Source organism: Lysinibacillus sp. NPDC056232 (assembly GCF_042267565.1).
GTDB lineage: Bacteria > Bacillota > Bacilli > Bacillales_A > Planococcaceae > Lysinibacillus.
In genome coordinates this window covers 32,849-56,437 of the sequence record NZ_JBHJTF010000016.1, presented here as the reverse complement: position 1 = coordinate 56,437, position 23,589 = coordinate 32,849, and the positions used below count along the sequence as shown (strand labels likewise).

The following is a 23,589-nucleotide window of genomic DNA, read 5'->3' as shown; positions in this document are numbered from 1 at the left end:
GATTGAAAGTTAGGAGAAAGAGGATTTTATAATACATAGAATAGGGAATATGGATGGCTCTCATAAGTTTTTTACTTCTATAATAAAAAAAGCAAACTAGAAATCTAGTTTGCTATTGTTGTTTTAGCGATATTTGTAGATTTTTTTTGAACGAGTAATAAACGTATTAATAAAGTAATCGCTCCTGTTGTCAGACCTGCGACTAGTCCAATCCAGTAGCCAAATGGTCCGAAGTCTGTATGAGTTGCCAGTACATATCCTACAGGCAAGCCGATCACCCAATAAGAAATGATGGCCATAATAAAGGTCACTGTAACATCCTTGTACCCTCTTAAAGCTCCTTGTACAGGCGCTTGGATAGCGTCAGATAGCTGGAAAATGGCTGCGAATATTAAAAAATGAACGGCGTATTCTAGCACTTTTCCATCAGTTGTATACATATTTGCAACGGGCTCACGAAGGATAAAAAGGATACAAGCTGAAATAAAGCTAAATAAAATCGCGGTCCCGACACACAAATAGCTATAAAGTCTAGCATCGTGCATACGGCCAGCACCTATTTCAAAACCTACTAATATCGTTACGCCCATCGAAATACTAAGCGGTACCATATATAACAAGCTAGTGAAATTTAAAGCTATTTGATGAGCTGCAATAATTTCTGTACTAAAGCTACTCATCATCATCGTGACAGCAGAAAAAATACTTGTTTCTGCAAATAAGGATATTCCGATTGGCACGCCAATGATTAAAATTTCCTTCCAACGAAGCCATTCAAATGTTGGCCAGTCGTGGAATAGGCGGAAGCGTTCAAAGGGCACACGTTTAGCAATAATCCAAACGGTGATCAAGAAAACAAGCCAGTATGTAATCGCTGTAGCAACACCAGCACCGATTCCGCCAAGCTCAGGTGCACCAAACTTGCCAAAAATAAAAATATAATTCAACACAATATTAATAGGTGTTGTAAGTAATGTAATAATCATTGTAACGCGAGTTTGCCCAAGCGCATCGATAAAACAGCGCATGACAAAAAATAAAAAGAGTGGTATAAGTCCGGCGCACATCGCATGAACATAGGATTTAGCAATAGTATGTACAGACGCTTCTAAATCCATATTGCCAAGAATCCAATCCATACCGACTAATAACGCAATAAAAATAAGTACTGCTAGAACGATGGCTACATAGATGCCTTGCTGAACAGCTTTCTTTGCTGCCATCTCTTTTTTAGCTCCAACAAGTTGTGAGACAATAGGTGTGATCGCAAGGAGAATTCCGGATAACCCTATGTAAATAGGCATCCATATAGAGGAGCCGATTGACACTCCAGCTAGGTCAGCGGTACCGTACCGACTCGACATTAAAATATCGAAGAAAGAAATAAGATAAATAGCTACTTGCGACACTAAAATAGGTACGATAATTTTTAAGATTAATGCATATTTTTCTTTTAACGTAGTTGTTTGATTCATAGTGTATAATCTTCCTTCTTTAACATAATTAATTAGTATAGCATACGAATTAGAGGAAAGTTGAAAAATCAAATATGCCTCGACATAATTAGGTCGGACGATGTTCCTCTATTTCAGCAGATGATTGGACACCTGTACCTGTCGCTACGCTTTCGGTACAAAAGACATCTGTAGCTGACGCTTCGCTTTCGCTACATAAAACACTTGCTGAAAGAAGTTAAAAGCTTCATCTGTATCTTTTTGTTCGCATATAGTAAAATAAAAGACTGTATACAAAAGTAGTGATGGCTACAATGGCTTTTAACTTCTTTCAGCGAAAGTCACCACCTATATAGGTGACGAGATGAATACGAGTTTAAGTTACTTTTTAGTGCGTATCCAAGCATCCGCTGAAATAAGTTAAAGCCTCCGGCGGATGTCACGGAATCGGAAAGGAGTTCTTTGTGTAAACACAAAGCCGGTTCCGGACGCAATTATGCCGGGGCATAATTGATGGAATAGGAGAATTTATGTGAAACAACAAACAATCATTTTAACCGGTGGAGGGACAGCTGGTCATGTATCGCTCAATCAAGCGATACTCCCGTCTTTACAAGAACTAGGTTATGATGTCCATTATATTGGCTCAGACCAAGGCATTGAAAAAGAATTAATAGGTGAGGCATTTCCTAGTGTTCCGTTTTACGGTATTTCAAGCGGGAAATTGCGCCGTTATTTCTCAATGAAAAATTTTACAGACCCATTTAAAGTGCTTGCTGGAATGATGCAGGCTTTTCGTATTATTAAAAAAGTAAAGCCCCAAGTCATTTTTTCAAAGGGTGGCTTTGTTTCTGTACCTGTTGTGATGGCTGCGAAACTTGCTGGTGTTCCAGTAGTCATTCATGAATCAGATGTGACACCTGGCTTGGCCAATAAAATTGCGCTACCATTTGCATCACACATCTTTACGATTTTTGAGGAAACATTACAGCACCTACCGAAAGAAAAGGCAACGTGCACAGGCTCCATTATTCGCCAAGAGTTATTTACGGGAGATCGAGCGAAAGGGTTATCTCTTTGTGGCTTTACCACATTAAAACCGGTTCTTCTTGTGATGGGAGGAAGTCTAGGATCCGTTGTCTTGAATGATGCACTTCGTCAAAATTTACCAGAGCTTGTAAAACAGTTTCAGATCATTCATTTGTGCGGTAAGGGGAATTACGACAAATCATTTGAATCTATGTCTGGGTACAAACAGTTTGAATATGTGACAACAGAATTACCGGATTTGTTACACGCGGCAGACTTTATCGTCTCACGTGCTGGCTCCAATTCGATTTTTGAATTTTTAGCACTTCATAAGCCGATGTTATTAGTGCCGTTATCTGCACAAAAAAGTCGTGGTGACCAAATATTAAATGCTAACTTATTTAAAAGACAAGGCTACGCAGAAGTGTTACAAGAGGAAGAGTTAACAAAGGAATCCTTTAGAAAATCGGTTCATGTGTTAACAGAGCGCAAAACAGAAATGGTTGCAACGATGGAAAAAACGCAAAAACCGAAAACGCCAGAAGAAATGGCGAAATTGATTTTACAATATAAAAAGTAGGCTTTTTATTCGGAATCACTACCTTTTACTAAATCACAATTACAGCAATACTATGTAGCAAAGCTCAAAAAAGCTATGTGTCTGTCATGAAGACAGCGCACATAGCTTTTTTTTATGGAATTTACATCGCTTGTTCTTCGCCTTCTGCCATTTGATTGGCAGTTGTAAGATAGAACAAATCTTTTGGAATTTTATACAAATCAAATTGTGCCTCGCCTCTGTTAACCTGTGCTAATAATGTTGGGTGACTTTCATTTGCGCTCATAACATAGGGTAGCTTTAAGGCTGCACGCTGCGATTTTATATTTTCAACACGAATACGGAGAAATACCGTATGGAAATTATAATCATAAAATAGTTCATTCAAAAAAAGCATTTTAGCTTTTTGGTTATAACCTAACCCTTGATAAGGGAGTCCAATCCACGTTCCTAAAAAGCCTGCACCATCCTCAACATCATGAATGCTAATGGTGCCGATTGGTTGACCCCAATCATCAGTAATTGTCCTTGAAATAGCGAGTCCCTTCGCTTCTTCTTCAATCAGTTGTTTTGTCATAAACCAATATTCATCAGCGGATGTGGCTTTTTGACGGACAAAAGGGAAGACAGAAGGGTGTGATAATAGCTCATAAAGCTCTGTACATTCATGTAGGTCTCGATGTTTAAGCATACGAAACGCCTCCTTTACTAGGGTAGTTAAAACAATTCCTTTAAAACATAAAGAAGAAAACTAAAATTCGTACTGGAATTAAAACCCAAAGAACTAGACGTTAAAACTATGATATCCATAATCTCCCGCAGTCTTACTGATTTTTCGACCATACCGAAAAAAGGCTAGTTTTTTTAATATAATATAACAATCACACTGCTTTATGCAATCATTTTCCTCGCTAAAACAAAAAATAAGTTTCTGCGTCAGTGAATTCTGAAAAGTCGGTCATTACGTACATTGTTATAAATTGTTAATACATAATTTTTAAGAGTATTAAGTCTAAAATATCAATTTTTAAACGAAATAATGTTTCTTTAGGATTATGTTATTTCTTCGAAAGAGGTAAAATATCAAAAAATATCCTAAAAAGGATATAAATTTTCCAATTCGAAAAGAGTGGTTCTTTTAAATTATGTTATAATAGTAGTATTGATTTTTTGGTATGAATAAAAACTATATGAAAATTTTATATTAATATTAACGACTTATGGGGTGACAGCATGGAATATCTTTTAAGTGAAGTCTTATTTAATGAATTATTTATTGGCAAAGACTTTGTCTTTTTAATGAAAAAAGCGGGAGACGATTATCAATATATTCGCTTAAATCAAGCAGCTAGAGCTTTGTTACCACATGAGGCGAATGGGAAAATGCTTTCTACCCTTACCTCGAGTCGCAATTTCACTACAATTCAAGAAAATTACAATCGAGCGATTTCGATGCATAGTCAAGTTGATTATGTGGATTATGCTTATTATAAATCAGAGATTCGTAAATATGAGACATCAGTTCGGCCGTTTAAATACAATAAAGAAGACTATATTTTAGCCATAACAAAAGAGATTCTCAATGATCGTAGCATCGAAGATAAGTTTTTATTTCTGCGTTCAATGTTTGATCATGCCTTCTTTTCGACGGTCATCTTATCAGCTGAAGGGACTATTTTTGAAGTGAATTCCAGCTTCACAGAAGACTTTGAATTAGATACTGAATCGGTTAAACAGCAATTATTCGTTGATCTACCAATTGTTCCTAAAGATGAAGTAGAAAACATACAAAACTATTTACAAAGAGCAGCTACGGGCGAAAACATTGGTGAAAAACTGATTAAACTTCATACACTGGATAAAAAAGAGCGGGTGTATTTAGTTTCACTATCCCCAGCTATGCAGGGGGATAACTCATTTGCTATTTTTCTGATCATGCAGGATTGCACACAATTCACCGAACAAAAGGCAGAGTTACGCTCGAAATCTCATGGTTTAGAGGTTTTTAAGGCTGCTCTCAATTCGGCAGCTTCCATTGCTGTTTTAGATAGAAAGGCAAAAATTTTAGAAGTGAATGATTTGTTTTTAAATGCAACCGGCTTCATAGCAGAAGAGCTAATAGGTCAATCTTCTTTTAAATTAATCGAGCCTCGTAACTATACAGATGAGTTAGTACAATTAATTAGGAAAACACTTGAATCGGGGAGTATTTGGCGAGGGGAGCTATGCTATCGTACAAAATTCCATGCTGATTTTTGGGTAGAGACAACGATAGTTCCATTGAAAAATGAAATTGGCGAGACAGAAAAATATTTATCCATTAACTATGATATTACGGACAAGAAAAGAATGTTAACGGAATTGAAAAATATTGAACGCACATTCCGTCTAATTACAGAAAATACAAATGATTTGATTGTCATTACAAACGAAGATGGCATTATTATTTATGCCTCGCCCTCCTATGAGATTTTTTTAGGCTACGAAAATGTAGAATTACAAGGCCAGTTTTACAATTACATTGTCGATGAGCAAAGCAAGAAGGCTTGGCAAACGTTTCTAAATAATTTTTCGGGTCAAACGGAAACACAATTTGAGCTACTACTAAAGGCAAAGGACGGTACGCCTGTTTGGACTGAAGGAAACGTAACAGTTGTTCATGATCCGAATCGTGAAAAAGTTTCACAAATTATGATGGTGTCGCGTGAGATTACTCATCGTAAGGAACGAGAGAATGATCTATTATATTTAGCTTATCACGATACGTTAACTCAACTACCAAATCGTCGTTTTTTAAACAAGGAGTTCCCGAAATTATTGGCAGAAGCAAAAGAACATAATGATTGTTTAGCTATGCTCTATATCGATGGGGATGACTTTAAGAATGTAAATGATCGGCATGGCCATGACACGGGGGATGATTTTATCCGAAAGTTTGGTCAAGTATTAATTACTGCGGTACGTAATCACGATTTAGTGATTCGTATGGGTGGCGATGAATTTATTGTCGTCTTAACAGGGTTAACTCTGGATGATAAGAAAAGACATACTCAAATGATGGATATTATTGATCGCATCCGTAATGAACTAAAAAAAGGGTGGACGATCGAAAGACATCACTTTGCTCCAACAGCCTCCATTGGTATCGCTTACTATCCAGATCATGGCCAAACATTAAATGAATTGCTAGATTTAGCAGATCAAGCATTATATAAAGCGAAGCAAATCGGAAAAAATAATCTCTATATTACTGACATTTAATCAATTATGCCTCAGTATAATTCCGTGACATCCGCCGGAGGCTATAGGCCAACAGATGTTTTTTTGCGCGAAAGCGTAGTGCTAACGCAGCGCCAGCAAAAGGTTTTGTCTGTGCGAAAGCGAAGCGTCAGCGGCAACAGCATGAAGTTGGTCACTCAGTCGTTGCCACAGTACGTGGCGTTCTTAGACTGAGTTCCTCTATTTCAGCGGATATTTGGACACCTGCTGAATGAAGTTGAAAAAGTCTGTACTACAAGTAGTTGCTTGTGGTACAGACTTTTTGTTTGGTGGTATGCTATAACAGTATTAAGGAGAATAACCCTTATAATTAATTTGGAATAGAAGGTGATGAAATGCCTAAAAAAATACTTTTGGTGGAAGATGAGAAGCATATCGCTCGTTTTGTGGAGCTAGAATTAAAACATGAAGGCTATGATGTATTAGTCGCTTTTGATGGACGTGAAGGACTTGCGCTAGCTGCATCTGAAAATTTTGATGTGCTGTTACTAGATGTCATGCTTCCTGGTATTAATGGAATTGAAATTTGTCGTCGAATACGTACACAGTCAAAGGTACCTATTATATTGTTAACAGCACGAGATGCTGTGATGGATCGCGTAGCTGGCTTAGATGCTGGTGCAGATGACTACATAGTAAAACCATTCGCTATTGAAGAACTATTAGCTAGAATTCGTACTATTTTACGTCGGGTGACACCGGATGAAAAAGTGGGTGGATCATTACATTTTCGTGATATCGAAATGGATGTAGCGGCTTATGAAGTTTTTGTACAAGGGAATAAGCTTGATTTAACGAAAACAGAATATGATTTACTCAAATTATTAATAGAGAATAAAAATAAAGTTTGTACACGAGAGCTAATTTTAACCTCTGTTTGGGGGTATGATACCGATATAGAGACAAATGTCGTAGATGTATATATTCGGCATTTGCGAACAAAACTACCGGGTGATATGAATGCCTATATCGAAACCGTTCGTGGGGTTGGGTACGTGATGCGTGAATGAAAAAATGGAGAGGTTATTTAGTCAATCAGTCATTACAAAGAAAATGGATGCTAACATCTAGTGCTGTTATATTTTTTAGCTACACAATTATTTGTATTGTCGTATATATTTCACTTCATACATGGCTATCAAATGACGAGGCAAGTAAAATCAAACGAACAAGCGATGATTTGGTGTATTTTTTAGAGTCACAGGGACCCAATCTTACCATTCAGGAAATTAAGCAAAATAAAGGTCTTATAGATTCTATTGCTGATCGTGATCAAACGATTAGAATGTTTAATTCAGATAGCGTTCAGATTCTTCGTATTAATAATACCTCTCAGGCTGCACCTCTAACCTCAATGGGGGAAATTGTTGATATGACGATTGATAAAAAAGATGTCTTTGTCATTAATGAACCGATTCAACTTGGTTTCTTTCAAGGATATATTCAGGTGATTCATCCATTATCAAAGTTCCAGTCTTTGATGCACTATTTATTGACGACAATGCTAATAGCAGGCTTAGGAGCATTATTGTTATCAGCATCTATTGGCTATTATCTTGCCAATTATTTAATGAAACCACTACGTGCGTTACGTTCATCCATGAAAACCGTTATGGATAAAGGATTTAATGAACCGATTCAATTAACTTATACCTCTCATGATGAGATAGGTGATTTATTGAAAATGTACAATGCGATGATGAATGAATTGCAAATTTCATTTGCACAGCAGCAACAATTTGTTGCAGATGCCTCTCACGAGTTACGAACACCTATTCAAGCAATTGAAGGGCATCTCTCCCTTTTGAAAAGATGGGGAAAGGATGATCCAGAAATTTTAGAGGAATCTATTGATACCTCATTAACAGAAATTGCACGAATGCGTAAAATGATCGAAGAATTACTAGAACTTGCTCGTCGTGAAGAAAAAGACATCGATAGTGAGGCTGATGCAGTAGCTGTTCTAGAAGCGGTTATTGAGGAGACAAGGCTCCTTCATCCAGAAGCTCGAATAACGCTGTCGAAAGATGAGGAAATAGGGCGGATATTTATAACAGAAAATGCACTTAGCCAAATTGTTCGTAATATAATAGAAAATGCAATTCGCTATTGTGAAATAATTCCTGAAATTCAAATTTCACTAGCTGTTTCTGGGAAGGAAGTATTGTTTAGGATAGAGGATAATGGAATTGGTATAGCAGAGGAAAATATTCCATTTATTTTCGATCGCTTTTATCGAGTTGATGAGGCAAGAAATCGTCAAATCGGTGGTACAGGCTTAGGGCTTAGTATTACAAAAATGTTACTTGAAAAATACAATAGCTCAGTGGAAGTCAAGAGTGATAAAAATGTTGGAACCGTTTTCTTGATGAAATTCCCACTGAAATATTGAGAAAAATACACGCTTTATTTCATTATTCTATTCTTTGAGAAAAAAATTGCTTAATTTGCTAAAAAGAGTTGTATTTTTTGTGAAGAGTAGTAAGATTGAGATGGAAAAAACGTTCTTTAAAATATGGGTATGTTGTGTTAAACATCCTTTTAAAGAGCGGAGAAATATTATATAATTAATTGTAATTTAATTAATGGAACTGCCGAAAGGCAAAATTTGGAGGTCATTTTTCATGTCGAACAACGTTACAACTGTAAGTTCTCCATGGTCAGCTTTCTCTGGTCCTAACCTAGGATATGTGATGGAGCAATACGACTTATTCTTACAGTCTCCTGAAGAAGTAGAACCGGAGTTAGTATTATTATTCCAACAATTTGGTGCACCAGTAGTAGTAGAAGGTGAAGTAGCTGTAGCTAGTAATGCAGCAGCTCCTGCTGGCGATTACAAGAAAGTGGTAGCAGCTGTGAAATTAGCAGATGCAATCCGTACAAACGGTCATTTAGCGGCAGATATTTACCCTTTGAAAAACCGTGAACTACAAACAGCTCAAATTGAAGAAAGCGCGTTCAACTTAAGCGCTGCAGATTTAGCTGAAATTCCTGCAGCTGTCTTCTTCAAAGATGTGCCAGCAAACGTGAAAAATGGTAAAGATGCAATCGATTACTTAAAATCTGTTTATACAGATAAAGTAGCATTTGAATATAATCACGTAATAGCAACAGAAGAACGTGATTGGATTCAAGCACAAATTGAAACAGGTTCATTTAAACAATCATTAGCTTCTAATGAGAAAAAAGCTTTATTAGATCGTTTAACTCGTGTTGAGAACTTCGAGAAGTTTATTCATAAAACTTTTGTAGGTCAAAAGCGTTTCTCTGGTGAAGGTTTAGATACTCAAATCGTCCTATTCGATGAAATTTTGAAAACAGCTGAAACAAATAGCGTTGAAAATGTACGTATTGGTATGGCCCACCGTGGTCGCTTAAATGTGTTAACACACATTTTAAATAAACCATACGATATGATGTTCTCTGACTTTGCACATGTTTCTAATGAATTATTTATCCCAGAAAACGGTCGCCTTGAAATTACTAAAGGCTGGACTGGTGATGTTAAGTATCACATGGGTGCTTCATATATGCGTGAATCTGGTATGAATGTTAAACTTGCTTACAACCCATCTCACTTAGAAGTAGGAAATCCTGTTGTTTTAGGTACTGCACGTGCAGCACAAGATGACACTTCTAAACCAGGGCAAGCTATTCATAACCGCACTAAAGGTTTAGGTATTCTTGTGCATGGTGACGCTGCGTTCCCAGGTCAAGGGATCGTAACAGAAGTATTAAACTTTGCAAAAACTGAAGGGTTCACTACTGGTGGTACAGTTCACATCATTGCTAATAACATGATTGGATTTACAACTGAACTACAAGACTCTCGTTCATCTGTTTACTCTTCTGACCCTGCAAAAGGTTATGAAGTACCAGTTGTGCATGTAAATGCAGATAGCCCTGAGTCTGTAACTTTAGTAGGTCGTTTCGCAGCTAGCTACCGTCAAAAATTCGGTAAAGATATCATCGTTGACCTTATCGGTTACCGTCGTCATGGTCACAACGAAACGGATGATCCAACTGTAACAAACCCTGAAACATATAAATTAGTTTCTAAACATGAGCCAGTTCGTGCTTTATACGGCGCTCAATTAGCAGCTGAGGGTGTAGTTTCTGCTGATGAAGTAGCAGCTTTAGATAAAGCTATTTATGCAGAAATGCAAGCGGCATATGATCATGTAAAAGAAATGGCAGATAAAGATGAACATAAACATTTAGAAATGCCAGAAGAATTAAAAGTAGAATTCCCACAAATTGATACAGCAGTTGGTGCGGAACGTCTAGGAAAAATTAATGAAGAGCTTTTAGTATTTGAAGAAAACTTTGAACCACAGAAAAAACTTGGCAAAATTTTAGAAAAACGCCGTGATGCATTTGCTTCTGCAAAAATCGACTGGGGTCATGCAGAAACTTTAGCTTATGCAACAATTATTCAAGATGGCACACCAGTACGTTTTACAGGTCAAGATGCACAACGTGGTACGTTCTCTCAACGTCACTTAGTGTTACATGACAAAAACAATGGTAATTTATTCACGCCACTTCACCATATTTCAGGTGCAAATGCATCATTTTCAGTACACAACTCTCCACTTACAGAAGCTGGGGTAGTGGGCTTTGAATATGGTTACAATTTAGAAAATGGCCATGTATTATCAGTTTGGGAAGCTCAATTTGGTGACTTTGCTAACATGGCACAAGTTATGTTTGATAACTTTATTTCAGGTGCACGTGCTAAATGGGGTCAAAAATCTGGTCTAGTTATTCTTTTACCACATGGTTATGAAGGTCAAGGTCCAGAACACTCTTCAAGCCGTATGGAACGTTACTTACAAATGTCAGCTGAAAATAACTGGTTCGTAGCAAACTGCTCAAACGCAGGTAACTACTACCACTTATTACGTCGTCAAGCAGCATTATTAGGTACAGAAGGCGTTCGCCCACTTGTAGTTGTATCACCTAAGTACTTACTTCGTCACCCATTAGCTGCAGCAAATGCTGATCAATTAGCAAATGGCTCATTCCAAGAAGTAATGGAACAACCAGGTCTAGGTTCAAAAACTGAAGCTGTAGAACGCATTGTATTAGGTTCAGGTAAAGTAATGATCGACATTGCAGACCGTATTAAAGATGGTGAAGGCTTCGATCACCTACACATTGCTCGTGTAGAACAACTTTACCCATTCCCAAAAGAGCAAGTTGCTGGTATTATTGCAAAGTATCCTAATGTTAAAGAAATCGTTTGGGTACAAGAAGAACCTAAAAACCAAGGTTCTTGGAATTATGCATTAGAAACATTACACGACCTTTCAGAAGGTAAAAAGCTACGTTATGTAGGCCGTCCTGCAATGAGCTCGACTTCTGAAGGTGATGCAGATTCTCATAAAGCAGCTCAAGCCGCACTTGTAGAAGAAGCAGTTTCTGAGCCTGTAAAGGTTAAATAATCACATATTAAATTTTTGAGAGCCGGGCTACTTGCTGAGGCAGTAGCCCTTTTATGTGCATAATGCACGTTAATTAAAGGAGGAAATGAAAGTGGCTGAAATTAAAGTCCCTGAATTAGCAGAATCGATTACAGAAGGTAGTATCGCACAATGGGTAAAAAAAGTGGGCGATCGCGTTGAAAAAGGTGAATTCATCGTTGAACTTGAAACAGACAAAGTAAACGCTGAAATCATTTCTGAAGAAGCGGGAGTTTTAACTCAAATTTTAGCTGAAGAAGGCGATACTGTACTTGTTGGTCAAGTAATCGCAGTAGTAGAAGCTGGCGAAGGTGCAGCACCTGCTCCAGCGGCACCAGTTGCAGCAGCAGCAGCACCACAAGCGGCACCTGCTCCAGTTGCAGCAGCTCCAGTTGTAGAAGAAACTACTGGTGAGCGTGTAATCGCATCTCCAGCAGCTCGTAAACTTGCTCGTGAAAAAGGTATTGACCTTGCTGCTGTATCTCCAGTAGATCCACAAGGCCGTGTACGTGTACAAGACGTAGCAGCTCATGGTACAGCTCCAGTAGCAGCACCAGTAGCAGCAGCACCTAAAGCAGTTGTAGCTGTAGATGATTCACGTGTAACAATTGAAAAAATGAGCCGTCGTCGCCAAACAATTGCAAAACGCTTACTTGAAGTAAAACAATCTACAGCAATGTTAACTACATTCAACGAAGTAGATATGACAAACGTTATGGCTTTACGCTCTCGTAAAAAAGACCAATTCTTCGAGTCAACTGGCTCTAAACTTGGTTTCATGTCATTCTTCACAAAAGCTGTAGTTGCAGCGCTTAAAAAATACCCATATGTGAACGCACAAATCAATGGTGATGAAATTCACTTAAACAACTTCTTTGATATCGGTGTAGCTGTATCAACAGAAGAAGGTTTAGTAGTACCGGTTGTACGTGACGCTGACCGCAAAAACTTTGCTGAAATTGAAGATTCAATTGCAGACCTAGCTAAAAAAGCACGCGACAAAAAATTAGGTTTATCTGATCTTCAAGGTGGCTCATTCACAATTACAAATGGTGGTGTATTCGGTTCATTAATGTCTACACCTATCATGAATGGTACACAAGCTGGTATCCTTGGTATGCATACTATCAAAAAACGTCCAGTTGAAGTGAATGGTGAAGTAGAAATTCGCCCAATGATGTACTTAGCTCTTTCTTATGACCACCGTATTATCGATGGTAAAGATTCTGTAGGCTTCCTTAAAACTGTTAAAGAACTACTTGAAAACCCAGAAGATTTATTATTAAATTCTTAATACCTGAGTTTGTTAAAACCTTGCGAAACATTTTTTCGCAAGGTTTTTTCTTTTTATGGAACATTTGAGGAAGTGAAGGTTAAAGTAATCTGAACAATGGAAACGAAGCGACGGAAAGAAGAGCCGAAGTGACGGAAAGAGAAGCTGAAATGACGGATAAAAGAGCCAAAGAGACGGATAGGACTCGAAGCGACGGAAAGAAGGGCTGAAGCGACGGATAGAGGAGGCGAAACGACGGATAAAAGAGCCAAAGTGACAGAAAGAGGAGATGAAGCGACGGATAAAAGAGCCAAAGTGACGGATAGGAAACGAAGCGACGGAAGAAGAGCCGAAGTGACGGATAAAAGAGCCAAAGTGACGAATAAAGCAGCCGAAACGACGCATAGGAAACGAATCAATGGATAGGTTATCCCAACGTTTGCGAAAGTTTCACAAAGATGCGTATAGTGCAAAGGCTATTATCTTTACTGATCAACAATTTCTTTTGAATTAATAGAAAGTAAGTTAAGTATTAATTATTTGCGGATTTTCTTTAAAAAGGATAAAAAACCCTAATATTGTAATTAGTCAGAAAAGTAATAAAATTATCTTGACGAATAAGTTAGTTTTATAGTAGTATCTTAATAATCAATTAAATATTCAAACCTCACGTTTTTTCTATTGTGAGGTAGAGGCGCGGTATTTATTAGTTCATTGTTGAGTAAAAGCAAGCGAAGACGCAATGAAGAAGGATCTATCGCCGAAGTGTAAAAGGAGCTCGTACTTTTATGCTGGGTCTGCAGTGAATAAGTGCAGGACTGTCCTAGTAGATTTTTTCCAGGTTTACTAGGTTGTGCTATCTCGGAATGATGGAATTATAGTGAGGATTTGGGCAACTGTTGAAAAGTAAGACCTAAGTTCAGAGCTTAGGCTTTTTTAGTACAGTTGTCTTATTTTTTTACAGAAAAAGGGGGAGTTTTACATGAAAAGAAAATGGTTAGTAGTAATGTTGACCGTAGTGACTGCAATTTTGCTAGCTGCATGTGGTACTAGTGACAAGAAGGAGCCATCGTCATCTAGTAATGACGGGGGCAATACGAGTAACGAGGAAGCTGGCGGCGAATTCCGTATTGGGATGGAAGCAAGTTATGCTCCGTTTAACTGGACGCAGCAAGGTGATGCAAATGGCGCAGTAAAAATTGCCGATAATGCAGAATATGCAGGCGGTTATGATGTACAAATGGCGAAAAAAATAGCTGAAGGCTTAGGAAAAGAATTGGTTATCGTAAAATTGGAATGGGATGGCTTAGTACCAGCTCTACAATCAAATAAAATCGATGCTATCATTGCAGGTATGTCACCTACTGAAGAACGTAAGCAAACGATCGACTTCACAGAAAACTACTATACGTCTGATTTTGTAATGGTTATTAAAAAAGGTAGTAAATATGAAAAAGCAACATCTATCCAAGATTTCTCTGGTGCAAAAATCACATCACAGTTAAATACATCTAACTACACTGTTATTGATCAAATCAAAGATGTAAAAAAACAAACAGCAATGGATAGCTTCCCAGCAATGCGAGTAGCATTAGAAGCTGGAAAAATTGATGGCTACGTAGCAGAACGTCCAGAAGGTATTTCCGCTGCTGCTGCAAACGATAAATTCACATATGTAAAATTTGAAGAAGGCTTCGATACAGATATTTCAAATACATCAATCGCAGTTGGTTTACGTAAAGGTGATGCAAATCTTGAAAAGATTAATGAAATCTTAAAAGGTATTTCTGAAGATGATCGCCAAAAAATTATGGAAGAAGCCATTCACCAACAACCAGCAGCACAATAATATGATTGCGCGGGCTAGCTGCTAGTCCGTGCAATATCATTATACTATATTAGAATCTTTCTAAATAATAATAATGTCTTAGCTAATTGTTTCATATGATAAAAGAAACAGGGGCCCAATGAAAATGGTAGATAGCTAAGACGATTGTAAAGAAAAAGCAACATGACGTTGTTAGGAGGTACATCATGAGTCTTGAATGGATTATTTCTATAATTGAGAACAACTGGCAAATGTTTTTACGAGGTGCGTATTATACATTACTTATTTCAATTAGTAGTACAATTATTGGTGCACTTATCGGATTTTTCATCGGAATTATGCATACCATTAAAGTTCGTAAAAAGGGTGTAAAATTTTATAGCTTAAAACTCATTAATTTTATACTAACATGCTATGTCGAATTCTTCCGTGGTACACCAATGATTGTACAAGCAATGGTTGTATTTTACGGCTTAGATATAGCATTTGGTATTGATATGCACTTTATTACGGCAGGTATTTTAGTTGTTTCACTAAATACAGGCGCTTATATGGCAGAAATCGTGCGTGGTGGCATTGTTTCCATTGATCAAGGGCAGTACGAGGCTGCATCGGCAATTGGTATGAATCATGTTCAAATCATGCTACATGTTGTATTACCACAAGTTGCCCGAAATATATTGCCTGCAACAGGTAACCAATTAATTATGAACATTAAAGATACAGCAGTTTTAAACGTTATTGGGGTTACGGAATTATTCTTCCAAACAAAGTCGATTGCAGGTAATAACTTCCGCTATTTCGAATCCTTCTTCGTAGCATGTGTCCTTTATTTCATCATGACATTCACAGCATCAAGAATTTTACTGTATGTAGAAAAACGGCTGGATGGACAAGATGCCTACCAAAAAGAACAGAAAGAAGTAGTATAGGGGGGCTCATAAATGACAGTTATTAAAATAGAGCATTTAAGTAAATCATTTGGGCGTAACGAAGTGTTAAAGGATGTAAATTTCCAAGTAGAAAAGGGCGAAGTTGTCTGCTTAATCGGTTCTTCAGGATCTGGTAAATCAACATTACTACGCTGCATTAATTTACTGGAAACACCAAGTGGCGGTCAAATTATTTACAAAGGTGAAGATATTTTAGATGAAAAACATAATATCCAGGAATACCGTACACATTTAGGCATGGTATTCCAGCAATTTAACCTATTCAACAATCATAATGTGCTGAAAAATTGCACAGTTGGTCAAATGAAAGTATTAAAGCGTTCGAAGGCAGAAGCCGATGAAATAGCGCTAAAATATTTACAAATTGTTGGTATGGATCAATACGTCAATGCCAAGCCACGACAGCTATCTGGCGGTCAAAAACAACGTGTAGCGATTGCACGAGCATTGTCAATGAGCCCAGAAGTAATGCTGTTTGATGAACCGACGTCAGCCCTTGACCCAGAAATGGTGGGGGAAGTTTTAAAGGTAATGCGTCAGCTAGCAGATTCCGGAAATACGATGTTAATCGTTACACATGAAATGGAATTTGCCAAAGAAGTAGCAGATCGCGTTGTCTTTATGGATAAAGGTGTTATTGTAGAGGAAGGCCCTCCAGCACAGGTTTTAGTAAACCCTCAGCATGAACGGACAAAAGAGTTTTTAAAACGGACATTAAAATAAAGTTCGGTTACAATAACAAAAAAAGTGAGTCCAAATTAATGGGCTCACTTATTTTCTAGAATTCCATTCTGCGTATATAATAAAGCAAATTGCAAATGCAACGGCTAGTATAAAAAACCATTGCGGTACACTACCAAAACTCATGTTAACACCTCTAAGTAAAATTTTTATTAGTTATCTTCATTTATTAGGGGACTCCCAACTCTGCATGTAATGGGATGAGACCTACAGTGCATCTACTGAATGAAGATCATGCCTCCTGACGCATTGTTTATCTGTGCGAAAGCAAAGCGACAGCATCAATTACGCCAAGACGAAATTCATATAGTTAAAAAAATGGATAGTTACGGAGAAAATATGGTCTTCTATGGTTTTTTTCTCCACAAGAGTACAAAAATATTATAAAATAAGTTGTAGACATTAGCTTCGTGCTAGTAAAGAGAGGTAGAGAGATTATGTTACATTTAAAATGGAAAGGTGCTGCAACTGTACGTACAGTTACTTGTAAGCATACAAATGCATCAAAATATTTAGTTTCAAACGTATTAACAGTAGGGAATCAATATGATGTAAAAAATGAAACAGAAGAATTCATTTTTATTATCGATAACACTGGTAATATTGGTGGCTACTATAAAGATTATTTCGAATAAGTAAATCAATTTCGCCTTGGTGTCATTGCGTCCGGATTGTGAATTGTGCACGCACAGTTCATTCCTGGGCATCCGCCGAAGGCTTTATTTTCATTCAATAGGTTTGAATGAAAATAAAAGGGTGGTTCAGATGATTTCTGAGCCACCCTTGTTTGTTGGAAAAACAAAATCATTCCCTCTTGAAGGCCTTTATTTCAGTAACATCCTGTAGATGCTCTTTTTCCTGCTCGGTAGCCGTATGAAGGTCAAAGACATCTTGGATAGCTGATTTCAGCTCATGCTGTGTTTCTTTGAATTTTGATACTTGCTGTTCAAAAGAAGGGCTCGTAAAACGATCATGTGTACGAGATAATCTTTCTTCTAGCTGCGCGTAGCGATGATCCATATGCATAGATAACATCATAGCTAACTGATTTTTCCAAAGTGGTATAAGGGTAACGATTGAAAATTCTATTTTTTCCGCTAGTGTTTGATTGGACTGTTGGATCATGCGTATTTGTGGTGCAGTTTGTAAGGCAACCTGCTGAGAAACTTGTAAGTCATAAATACGTTGATCTAGACGTTCGATTTGAGCGGCAAAGTCATTAAGCTGTTGGATAGCTAGAGGCTGTTTCGCGGCCTGTACACTAGTCACCTTTTCAGGAAGTTCCACTTCAATGGCTTGATGCTTCTTCATTTGTCCTGCTGCAATAGCAGTCGCTAACTCTTCAAAGTATCCTCTATTATGTGCATACAGTCCTTCTAGCATTTCTACATCTTTAATCATTTGAAGTTGTGCACGTTCAAGCTGAACACCAATTCGTTCTACTTGGATACTAATACGTTCAAACTCCGTTAATGTTTGCTTAACAGTAGGCTCAATTTTACCAAACATTTTTTTAAAAAAGGACTGTTTTTTTGGTTCTAATGCGTTAGGATCTACTCGGTCTAACGTATGCATTAATGAGTCTAGCATTTGGCCGATTTTTGTGACATCTTTCTGTTTTACTTGTGCAAGCATTCGATCGGCAAATTGAGAAAGTGATCGCTGTGAATCTTGCCCTAAAGACAGGACTGATTCGAAGTTTGTCAGGTCAAGCTGACTAGCAAATAGAAGTGCACGACTTTGTGCAAGAGGCGATAGCGTTTCATACGTCGCCATCGCCTCATTATTTGTAGTCTCTAAATAAGATTGCACAAGTGGGGAAATACCTTGTATTGTATTTAGTTGAAATGCGTGATCATTTGCCGTCACTTGTCATCGCCTCGCCACTCCAATTGTTCTTTTCGTCGTATATTTGAACGATTCGCAAATTCGATTTCCATTTGAAGATGGTCGATGTCGTTGGAAAGCGCATCCTTTAAATCAATTTGAATCGTATCATTCAAATCGGTAAGTGTTTCTCTTGTTTTTGATAATGTAATTTGGATTTCCTTATCCTTCACAGGCTGCCTTGATAACATCGTATATTTATCCGTTAATTCAACAGCGGATGGGAGATGTGCATAAAAAAACTGTTCAACATTATAAAATTTTCGTGGATCTGTTTTAACTATTTTCACGATATTTTTTGAAATACGTGTCATTTCGAGTAATTGTTTAAATGCAGAAACAGAGCGTACACGTAAGTAGTTTTGACTTAATGTTTGAATGTTTTTATTGGCTGCTGTAAGTTGTGTTTCAATATGTTTGTACTCTTCTTTTGTTATACCAGCTATTTGCATGAATTTCTTTTTCTGTCTATGTTTCAACAACGTCGTACTGGACGCATATGTTCCAGCAAACAATAAACTACCAAGTAAGTATCCTGGATTTGCCGCAAATGCTGCGATAGAAACAGTTGTGAGAGAAATTAAGAAGCTAGCGGTATGTCTAGAGAAAAACTGTCCGACACTGAGCATGTTTCTTCCTCCTAGCATTTAAATATGTCTATCTTCTTATACGAAATAATCGACATAAAGTTTCAACGAAAAAATAAACCTTACATAAATTTTACTGCTATTTGTAAAGTTTCTCAATGATATTACATTAGAACAAGAAAATCCTTTGCTTTATTAGGAAGAAAAGGGGAAAGACGAAATAGAAGTCGAACTAACTGTCCGACATTGCTGTTTGATCTAACCCAGTTGAGTGGTATTAGTCTATCAGGACCAATCATTTTCTTTATATCGTATTCAAAATGAATGTGATTCGCGATTATTTGCAGTGCTTTACACGATTTTTTTATTTTTTATCATAATAGGTCAACTATTAGTATTGTTTTTTTATCTGTTGTTAATTCCTCACCATCGGCGTTATATAATAAAATAAATAAGCGTATTCGAGATTTTATTCTCAAAATACGCTTACATTTCGAGTAGAGAATCATGCCTGCTTTAAGTTTATACAAGGCTTAAAATGCTTTAATTGTTCTGTTGAAAGAGTTGTCCTATCTATTGTATGGTACTCAAATTGCCCTAAATGGTCTTTATCATGAGCTAAATAAAGATAGATGACATTTGGTTCATCTGAAAAAATAACGTTTATCCAATAACTTGGAAGACCTGCAAAATGCCATTTACATTCAATAGATTGGATAGCTTTCTTCGGATAAGACAAATCTTCAATCAAATAGTTTTCGATTCTTTTTTCATATAGTTGCTTTTTGATGTGTTCTATACAAAATGGTGCAAGCAACATAATGATTATCCCAACGATCAAAAATTTTTTCATTCGCCATAATAAGTTCTTCCTAATATTCTCCGATAGCTATTTTTTCGACAATTAAGCTTCGAACACCTTGTTACGCTATTATTTCTGTAAGGGGATATAGAAGGTATTTCACTTCGAATAATAAGTCCAGACTTGCGTGCGGGCTTTTCCTATTGGCTCTAAAAGGAATTTACGGATATTATCATTTGTGAAAGAACGAGAAATATTAAAAAGTACCATTATATGTGGGAAGAAATACGAGATCATGCCGTATATACGGAAGGGCATATGAAAATTAAAGATGTGATTATGGGTATGGAAGAAGCCTATAAAAAGTTTGAAGCAGATTCATTACACAGCAATTAAGAATTTTAAATGCAACAAAAGATAACTGACAACCATCCGAACTGCTCCTTATTATTAGACAATTGGGGTGCAGTTTTTATATGGATAATTTACTCCTGATGTGGTGATTTAATTGTCAGTGTTTTTAAATTACAATTGCACAAATATATGCTGTTCTCTTTAACGGTTTTATATAAAAATGATGATCCGTTTCCGCCACGTCCTGTGGCAATTTATCTGTGCGACAGCAACAACAACAACAACAACAACAACACACGACTGAGTGACCAACATCATGCTGCTGACGCTACGCTTTCGCACAATAAACATCTGTTGGCCCAAAGCCTCCGGCGGATGTCACGGAATCGGAAAGGGGTTCACAGAGGATGTTAGCCTAAAATCATCGCATCCATGCGATAACGGCTAACTGACCTGCACCGTGCAGGCCTAAGCCGATTCCGGACGCAATTATGCCGAGGCATAATTGATCTTCATTTGAATGAGATAAATATTGTTAAATAAGTTAAACAACATTATAATAGTGTTAATCAAATCTAATGTTAATTAAATCCAATTCTTAATATGTTATGTCCAAAGTTTTTTTCAATATCTCATATAACAAAGATTGCGCCATAATGATGACTTTATAGAAGAAAGGGAGTCTGCCATATGCTAAAAAACACAAACAAGAAGGTTGAGATATTGGAAACTAAAATTATTTTAGAGAAGTACAAGGAAAATATAGAATTAATTCAAAAATCATTAAACCAACTTGAGTTGGAAGTTAGTAATTTACAAAGTGAAGGATTGATTGAATTAGAAAAGTTGACGAACGAATTAAGTATGTTGCAGATGCTTTCAACGAGTATTGAATTTAAAACTAATCTAATCTGTAATAATAATAAAACCATAAGACATTAATGACTGAATAAAATATTGATATAAAGTTTAAAGTCACATTCAATTTAGTATGGGTTTTTATTATGGTTCACACGTTCGAATGTTACATATTCTGAGGGAGATAGATTCAAGAGTGTGCGTTAAAACGTAAATCAGAAGTTCAAAGTGTTTTCTTATTTTAGGAATACCTATAAAGCTTGATACACCTAAATATTATTAGCCTTCAAAAGTAAAGAAGCCAGACTATACAACGACTTATACTTGTTATACTAGTAACAAATGCTTCTAACAGGAATGAGCATTGGACTGTCTAATCCCATGAGGGGAGATATTCTAAAATCCATAATTAACTCACGATGAGTAACGAGTTCTGTTTTGATGTGCTAAATAAGGGTTTGTGTTATATTTCCATCTCTAAAAGGACTAATGATTGAATATCTATTTAAGTGTCTATAACAGGAGTGAAAATAAGTGAAATTTATTAAACTGAAAAACAGAAACGCGAAAATTGTGGATTGGAAAATTCGTAGAAAACACAGAATATAATCAGATATTATGCAGAATACACCGAATACACAGAAAAAGAACTTGTAGATGAATTTTCTCCTATAATCTCTAGTATAGAAACGGAATAATTCGCCAAGTCTTGGACTGATATTGTTTATATTGTTCACCAAACAGTGTAACAAGAATTCTCTCTTCAATTTTTATACGATACGAATACGCAAGGAAAAATAAAATGATATTTATGATAATGGCAATGAACGAAGATAAAGATATAGCAAATCCTAAAAAGGTCAAAAAAGACCCTAAATAACCAGGATGGCGAATATATTTATATAGACCGTTTTGAATTAACTTATGTTCCCCCTGCATTCCGACATTCCTACTGTAAAATCTCCCTAATATTTTCATTGAATAAAATCTTATCCATACTCCAATTAGCCCGACAATAACACCAAAAAACAGCAATGAATTAATCGTATTTATTGTAAAGAAATACGTAATCTCTGGAATGGTTAACATCAAGGCTAAAACTACACCGATAAAAAAACTAGAACCACGATTTTGTTTTTCTTCTTTAACAGGTGAACTTCTATAAAATTCTAATAATAGGTACAGAAAAATAGGTAAATATGCTATGAAAAACATAATTCTTTTTCCTTTCAATAAAGGTATCTTATGATTAACTCATTTGTTTTTTTCAATTAGGTCACGCAATTTGGAGATCCCTTCAGAAATAACTAATTGCTCTTCCTTGTTCGATGCCTATATTTTTGCAAGTAATGGCACATAATGCTCAATTCTTTCACGGTTAAACCGTTGCAATCCAATAGTGCATCAGGCTCAAAATTAACTGAGGACCAGTTAATTGACCTTTAGCTATTTCTTTATCTATATCTTGTTGTAAAGCTCACGAATTGCTTGCAAATTTTTAATGAAGTTACCCCAATCAATTTCATTTCCCAATATAATTCACCTCTTATTTTGCACGTCAAAACAGAACCCGTTACACGACGAGTAGTGGCTTTTTATTATGCATGTAATTGAATCATTAAAAGGGTCACCGAAGGGTAGTGACCCATAGAAAAGAAATAAAGATGTATTATTTTGAAAAATGCATTAGAGGTTTGAAGTATTAATTGCAATGTTATGGATTAAATATCTATGATTTATGTTAGAAATGTTAATACGAATTAAACAGGAAAGCAGCACCGATAATAATTAGAAGAATGAATAGAACAACAAGTAGCGCAAATGCAGAACCGTAGCCAGTACCACGATTACCACAATATTGAGACATAATAATTCCCTCCCTTCTGTAATTTATAATATGTATAGTTTTCGATAGGGGTTGAGATATCTATCATAGGTTGTCTTAGAAAATGATCTAATCATAAACATATAGTATTAAGACTAAGGTAAGGTGCTTAAAGCGAATACCTGTGGAAGCGAAGCAAATACCCGCGGAAGGAGAGGAAATACCCGCGAAGCAGGAAGAATACCCGGGGAAACAGAGGAAATACCCGCGAAGCAGGAAGAATACCCGGGGAAACAGAGGAAATACCCGCGAAGCAAAGCAATACCCGCGTAAGGAGGACGAATACCCGCGGAAGCGAAGCAAATACCCGCGGAAGCAAGGCAAATACCCGCGAAACAAAGCAATACCCGCGGAAGCGAAGCAAATACCCGCGGAAGCAAGGCAAATACCCGCGGAAGCAAGGCAAATACCCGCGAAACAAAGCAATACCCGCGGAAGCAAAGCGAATACTCGCGAAAGCAAGGCAAATACCCGCAAAAGCAAGACGAATACCCGCGAAGCAAAGCAATACCCGAGAAGCAAAGTGAATACTCGTGAAAGCAAGGCAAATACCCGCATGGATAAAAAAGACAATGGGCGAGGTTGCTTTCCGAATACATTGTAAGTAGATAAATAGCAATTACTAAGCATTTATT

At 36.9% G+C, this 23,589-nt stretch carries 22 protein-coding genes and 1 riboswitch; of the genes, 14 read left to right on the top strand and 8 right to left on the bottom strand.

The genetic code is table 11. From position 1 onward, the window contains the following. Positions 1 to 104 precede the first annotated feature (104 nt). Positions 105 to 1,475, bottom strand: a complete 1,371-nt coding sequence (locus tag ACFCYJ_RS13560) for an MATE family efflux transporter (RefSeq protein ID WP_376074458.1) — start codon at positions 1,473 to 1,475, stop codon at positions 105 to 107. A 144-nt stretch (positions 1,476 to 1,619) separates the two neighbouring features. Then, on the bottom strand, positions 1,620 to 1,751 hold the full coding sequence (locus ACFCYJ_RS13555) for a hypothetical protein (protein WP_376074457.1): 132 nt from the start codon (positions 1,749 to 1,751) through the stop codon (positions 1,620 to 1,622). Positions 1,752 to 1,986: 235 nt separating this feature from the next. On the opposite strand from ACFCYJ_RS13555, the gene ACFCYJ_RS13550 reads away from it, so the two are divergent. After that, positions 1,987 to 3,063 (top strand): undecaprenyldiphospho-muramoylpentapeptide beta-N-acetylglucosaminyltransferase, encoded by a 1,077-nt coding sequence (locus ACFCYJ_RS13550; RefSeq protein ID WP_376074456.1) that lies wholly within the window; start codon positions 1,987 to 1,989, stop codon positions 3,061 to 3,063. Positions 3,064 to 3,184: 121 nt separating this feature from the next. Here the strand turns inward: ACFCYJ_RS13550 and ACFCYJ_RS13545 are convergent, their stop codons facing one another. After that, positions 3,185 to 3,733, bottom strand: a complete 549-nt coding sequence (locus ACFCYJ_RS13545; RefSeq protein WP_376074455.1) for a GNAT family N-acetyltransferase — start codon at positions 3,731 to 3,733, stop codon at positions 3,185 to 3,187. 542 nt (positions 3,734 to 4,275) lie between these two features. Here ACFCYJ_RS13545 and ACFCYJ_RS13540 point away from each other — a divergent pair. The 10 genes from ACFCYJ_RS13540 (at position 4,276) to ACFCYJ_RS13495 (ending at position 17,216) form a co-directional block, all read left to right on the top strand. After that, a complete protein-coding gene (locus ACFCYJ_RS13540) occupies positions 4,276 to 6,303 on the top strand; it encodes a diguanylate cyclase domain-containing protein (protein WP_376074454.1) in 2,028 nt (675 codons plus the stop codon). 353 nt (positions 6,304 to 6,656) lie between these two features. Further along, positions 6,657 to 7,331 carry a response regulator transcription factor gene (locus ACFCYJ_RS13535; protein ID WP_376074453.1) on the top strand — a complete coding sequence of 225 codons (675 nt, stop codon included), beginning with the start codon at positions 6,657 to 6,659 and terminating at the stop codon, positions 7,329 to 7,331. Further along, positions 7,328 to 8,713: an ATP-binding protein gene (locus tag ACFCYJ_RS13530; protein ID WP_376074452.1), complete on the top strand. Its 1,386-nt coding sequence runs from the start codon at positions 7,328 to 7,330 to the stop codon at positions 8,711 to 8,713. The genes ACFCYJ_RS13535 and ACFCYJ_RS13530 overlap by 4 nt, the downstream gene beginning before the upstream one ends. Before the next feature lie 232 nt (positions 8,714 to 8,945). After that, a complete protein-coding gene (locus tag ACFCYJ_RS13525; protein ID WP_376074451.1) occupies positions 8,946 to 11,768 on the top strand; it encodes a 2-oxoglutarate dehydrogenase E1 component in 2,823 nt (940 codons plus the stop codon). Between the two features lie 91 nt (positions 11,769 to 11,859). Beyond that, the gene (odhB, locus tag ACFCYJ_RS13520) at positions 11,860 to 13,080 is read left to right on the top strand and encodes a 2-oxoglutarate dehydrogenase complex dihydrolipoyllysine-residue succinyltransferase (RefSeq protein WP_376074450.1); all 1,221 of its coding nucleotides are present in this window, start codon (positions 11,860 to 11,862) and stop codon (positions 13,078 to 13,080) included. A gap of 252 nt (positions 13,081 to 13,332) precedes the next feature. Then, complete coding sequence (locus ACFCYJ_RS13515; protein ID WP_376074449.1) at positions 13,333 to 13,485, top strand: hypothetical protein; 153 nt, start codon at positions 13,333 to 13,335, stop codon at positions 13,483 to 13,485. A gap of 255 nt (positions 13,486 to 13,740) precedes the next feature. Beyond that, positions 13,741 to 13,926, top strand: a riboswitch (Lysine riboswitch). Between the two features lie 115 nt (positions 13,927 to 14,041). After that, positions 14,042 to 14,908, top strand: coding sequence for a transporter substrate-binding domain-containing protein (locus tag ACFCYJ_RS13510; protein WP_376074448.1), 867 nt, complete (start codon positions 14,042 to 14,044; stop codon positions 14,906 to 14,908). 185 nt (positions 14,909 to 15,093) lie between these two features. Further along, entirely contained in the window at positions 15,094 to 15,819 is a 726-nt protein-coding gene (locus ACFCYJ_RS13505; protein WP_376074447.1) for an amino acid ABC transporter permease, read from the top strand. Positions 15,820 to 15,831: 12 nt separating this feature from the next. Then, complete coding sequence (locus ACFCYJ_RS13500; protein WP_376074446.1) at positions 15,832 to 16,563, top strand: amino acid ABC transporter ATP-binding protein; 732 nt, start codon at positions 15,832 to 15,834, stop codon at positions 16,561 to 16,563. 455 nt (positions 16,564 to 17,018) lie between these two features. Further along, entirely contained in the window at positions 17,019 to 17,216 is a 198-nt protein-coding gene (locus tag ACFCYJ_RS13495) for a DUF6501 family protein (RefSeq protein ID WP_376074445.1), read from the top strand. 169 nt (positions 17,217 to 17,385) lie between these two features. Here ACFCYJ_RS13495 and ACFCYJ_RS13490 read toward each other — a convergent pair whose 3' ends face one another. The 3 genes from ACFCYJ_RS13490 to ACFCYJ_RS13480 form a co-directional block, all read right to left on the bottom strand. Next, positions 17,386 to 18,450: a toxic anion resistance protein gene (locus ACFCYJ_RS13490; RefSeq protein WP_376074444.1), complete on the bottom strand. Its 1,065-nt coding sequence runs from the start codon at positions 18,448 to 18,450 to the stop codon at positions 17,386 to 17,388. After that, the gene (locus tag ACFCYJ_RS13485) at positions 18,447 to 19,097 is read right to left on the bottom strand and encodes a 5-bromo-4-chloroindolyl phosphate hydrolysis family protein (protein WP_376074443.1); all 651 of its coding nucleotides are present in this window, start codon (positions 19,095 to 19,097) and stop codon (positions 18,447 to 18,449) included. The genes ACFCYJ_RS13490 and ACFCYJ_RS13485 overlap by 4 nt, the downstream gene beginning before the upstream one ends. Before the next feature lie 463 nt (positions 19,098 to 19,560). Beyond that, on the bottom strand, positions 19,561 to 19,908 hold the full coding sequence (locus ACFCYJ_RS13480) for a DUF3139 domain-containing protein (RefSeq protein ID WP_376074442.1): 348 nt from the start codon (positions 19,906 to 19,908) through the stop codon (positions 19,561 to 19,563). A 222-nt stretch (positions 19,909 to 20,130) separates the two neighbouring features. On the opposite strand from ACFCYJ_RS13480, the gene ACFCYJ_RS13475 reads away from it, so the two are divergent. After that, entirely contained in the window at positions 20,131 to 20,253 is a 123-nt protein-coding gene (locus ACFCYJ_RS13475) for a hypothetical protein (RefSeq protein ID WP_376074441.1), read from the top strand. Between the two features lie 648 nt (positions 20,254 to 20,901). Then, entirely contained in the window at positions 20,902 to 21,153 is a 252-nt protein-coding gene (locus tag ACFCYJ_RS13470) for a hypothetical protein (RefSeq protein ID WP_376074440.1), read from the top strand. Between the two features lie 594 nt (positions 21,154 to 21,747). Here ACFCYJ_RS13470 and ACFCYJ_RS13465 read toward each other — a convergent pair. Then, positions 21,748 to 22,284 carry a methyltransferase family protein gene (locus tag ACFCYJ_RS13465; RefSeq protein WP_376074439.1) on the bottom strand — a complete coding sequence of 179 codons (537 nt, stop codon included), beginning with the start codon at positions 22,282 to 22,284 and terminating at the stop codon, positions 21,748 to 21,750. Between the two features lie 535 nt (positions 22,285 to 22,819). Then, entirely contained in the window at positions 22,820 to 22,936 is a 117-nt protein-coding gene (locus ACFCYJ_RS13460; RefSeq protein ID WP_376074438.1) for a YjcZ family sporulation protein, read from the bottom strand. Positions 22,937 to 23,078: 142 nt separating this feature from the next. On the opposite strand from ACFCYJ_RS13460, the gene ACFCYJ_RS13455 reads away from it, so the two are divergent. Beyond that, complete coding sequence (locus tag ACFCYJ_RS13455; RefSeq protein ID WP_376074437.1) at positions 23,079 to 23,558, top strand: hypothetical protein; 480 nt, start codon at positions 23,079 to 23,081, stop codon at positions 23,556 to 23,558. Positions 23,559 to 23,589 lie beyond the last annotated feature (31 nt).

Coding starts and splice junctions, on each gene's coding strand:
- ACFCYJ_RS13560 (WP_376074458.1), bottom strand. CDS start 1,475: ATGAATCAAACAACTACGTTAAAAGAAAAATATGCATTAATCTTAAAA.
- ACFCYJ_RS13545 (WP_376074455.1), bottom strand. CDS start 3,733: ATGCTTAAACATCGAGACCTACATGAATGTACAGAGCTTTATGAGCTA.
- ACFCYJ_RS13540 (WP_376074454.1), top strand. CDS start 4,276: ATGGAATATCTTTTAAGTGAAGTCTTATTTAATGAATTATTTATTGGC.
- ACFCYJ_RS13535 (WP_376074453.1), top strand. CDS start 6,657: ATGCCTAAAAAAATACTTTTGGTGGAAGATGAGAAGCATATCGCTCGT.
- ACFCYJ_RS13530 (WP_376074452.1), top strand. CDS start 7,328: ATGAAAAAATGGAGAGGTTATTTAGTCAATCAGTCATTACAAAGAAAA.
- ACFCYJ_RS13525 (WP_376074451.1), top strand. CDS start 8,946: ATGTCGAACAACGTTACAACTGTAAGTTCTCCATGGTCAGCTTTCTCT.
- ACFCYJ_RS13510 (WP_376074448.1), top strand. CDS start 14,042: ATGAAAAGAAAATGGTTAGTAGTAATGTTGACCGTAGTGACTGCAATT.
- ACFCYJ_RS13505 (WP_376074447.1), top strand. CDS start 15,094: ATGAGTCTTGAATGGATTATTTCTATAATTGAGAACAACTGGCAAATG.
- ACFCYJ_RS13500 (WP_376074446.1), top strand. CDS start 15,832: ATGACAGTTATTAAAATAGAGCATTTAAGTAAATCATTTGGGCGTAAC.
- ACFCYJ_RS13495 (WP_376074445.1), top strand. CDS start 17,019: ATGTTACATTTAAAATGGAAAGGTGCTGCAACTGTACGTACAGTTACT.
- ACFCYJ_RS13485 (WP_376074443.1), bottom strand. CDS start 19,097: ATGCTCAGTGTCGGACAGTTTTTCTCTAGACATACCGCTAGCTTCTTA.
- ACFCYJ_RS13480 (WP_376074442.1), bottom strand. CDS start 19,908: ATGAAAAAATTTTTGATCGTTGGGATAATCATTATGTTGCTTGCACCA.
- ACFCYJ_RS13475 (WP_376074441.1), top strand. CDS start 20,131: ATGTGGGAAGAAATACGAGATCATGCCGTATATACGGAAGGGCATATG.
- ACFCYJ_RS13470 (WP_376074440.1), top strand. CDS start 20,902: ATGCTAAAAAACACAAACAAGAAGGTTGAGATATTGGAAACTAAAATT.
- ACFCYJ_RS13465 (WP_376074439.1), bottom strand. CDS start 22,284: ATGTTTTTCATAGCATATTTACCTATTTTTCTGTACCTATTATTAGAA.
- ACFCYJ_RS13460 (WP_376074438.1), bottom strand. CDS start 22,936: ATGTCTCAATATTGTGGTAATCGTGGTACTGGCTACGGTTCTGCATTT.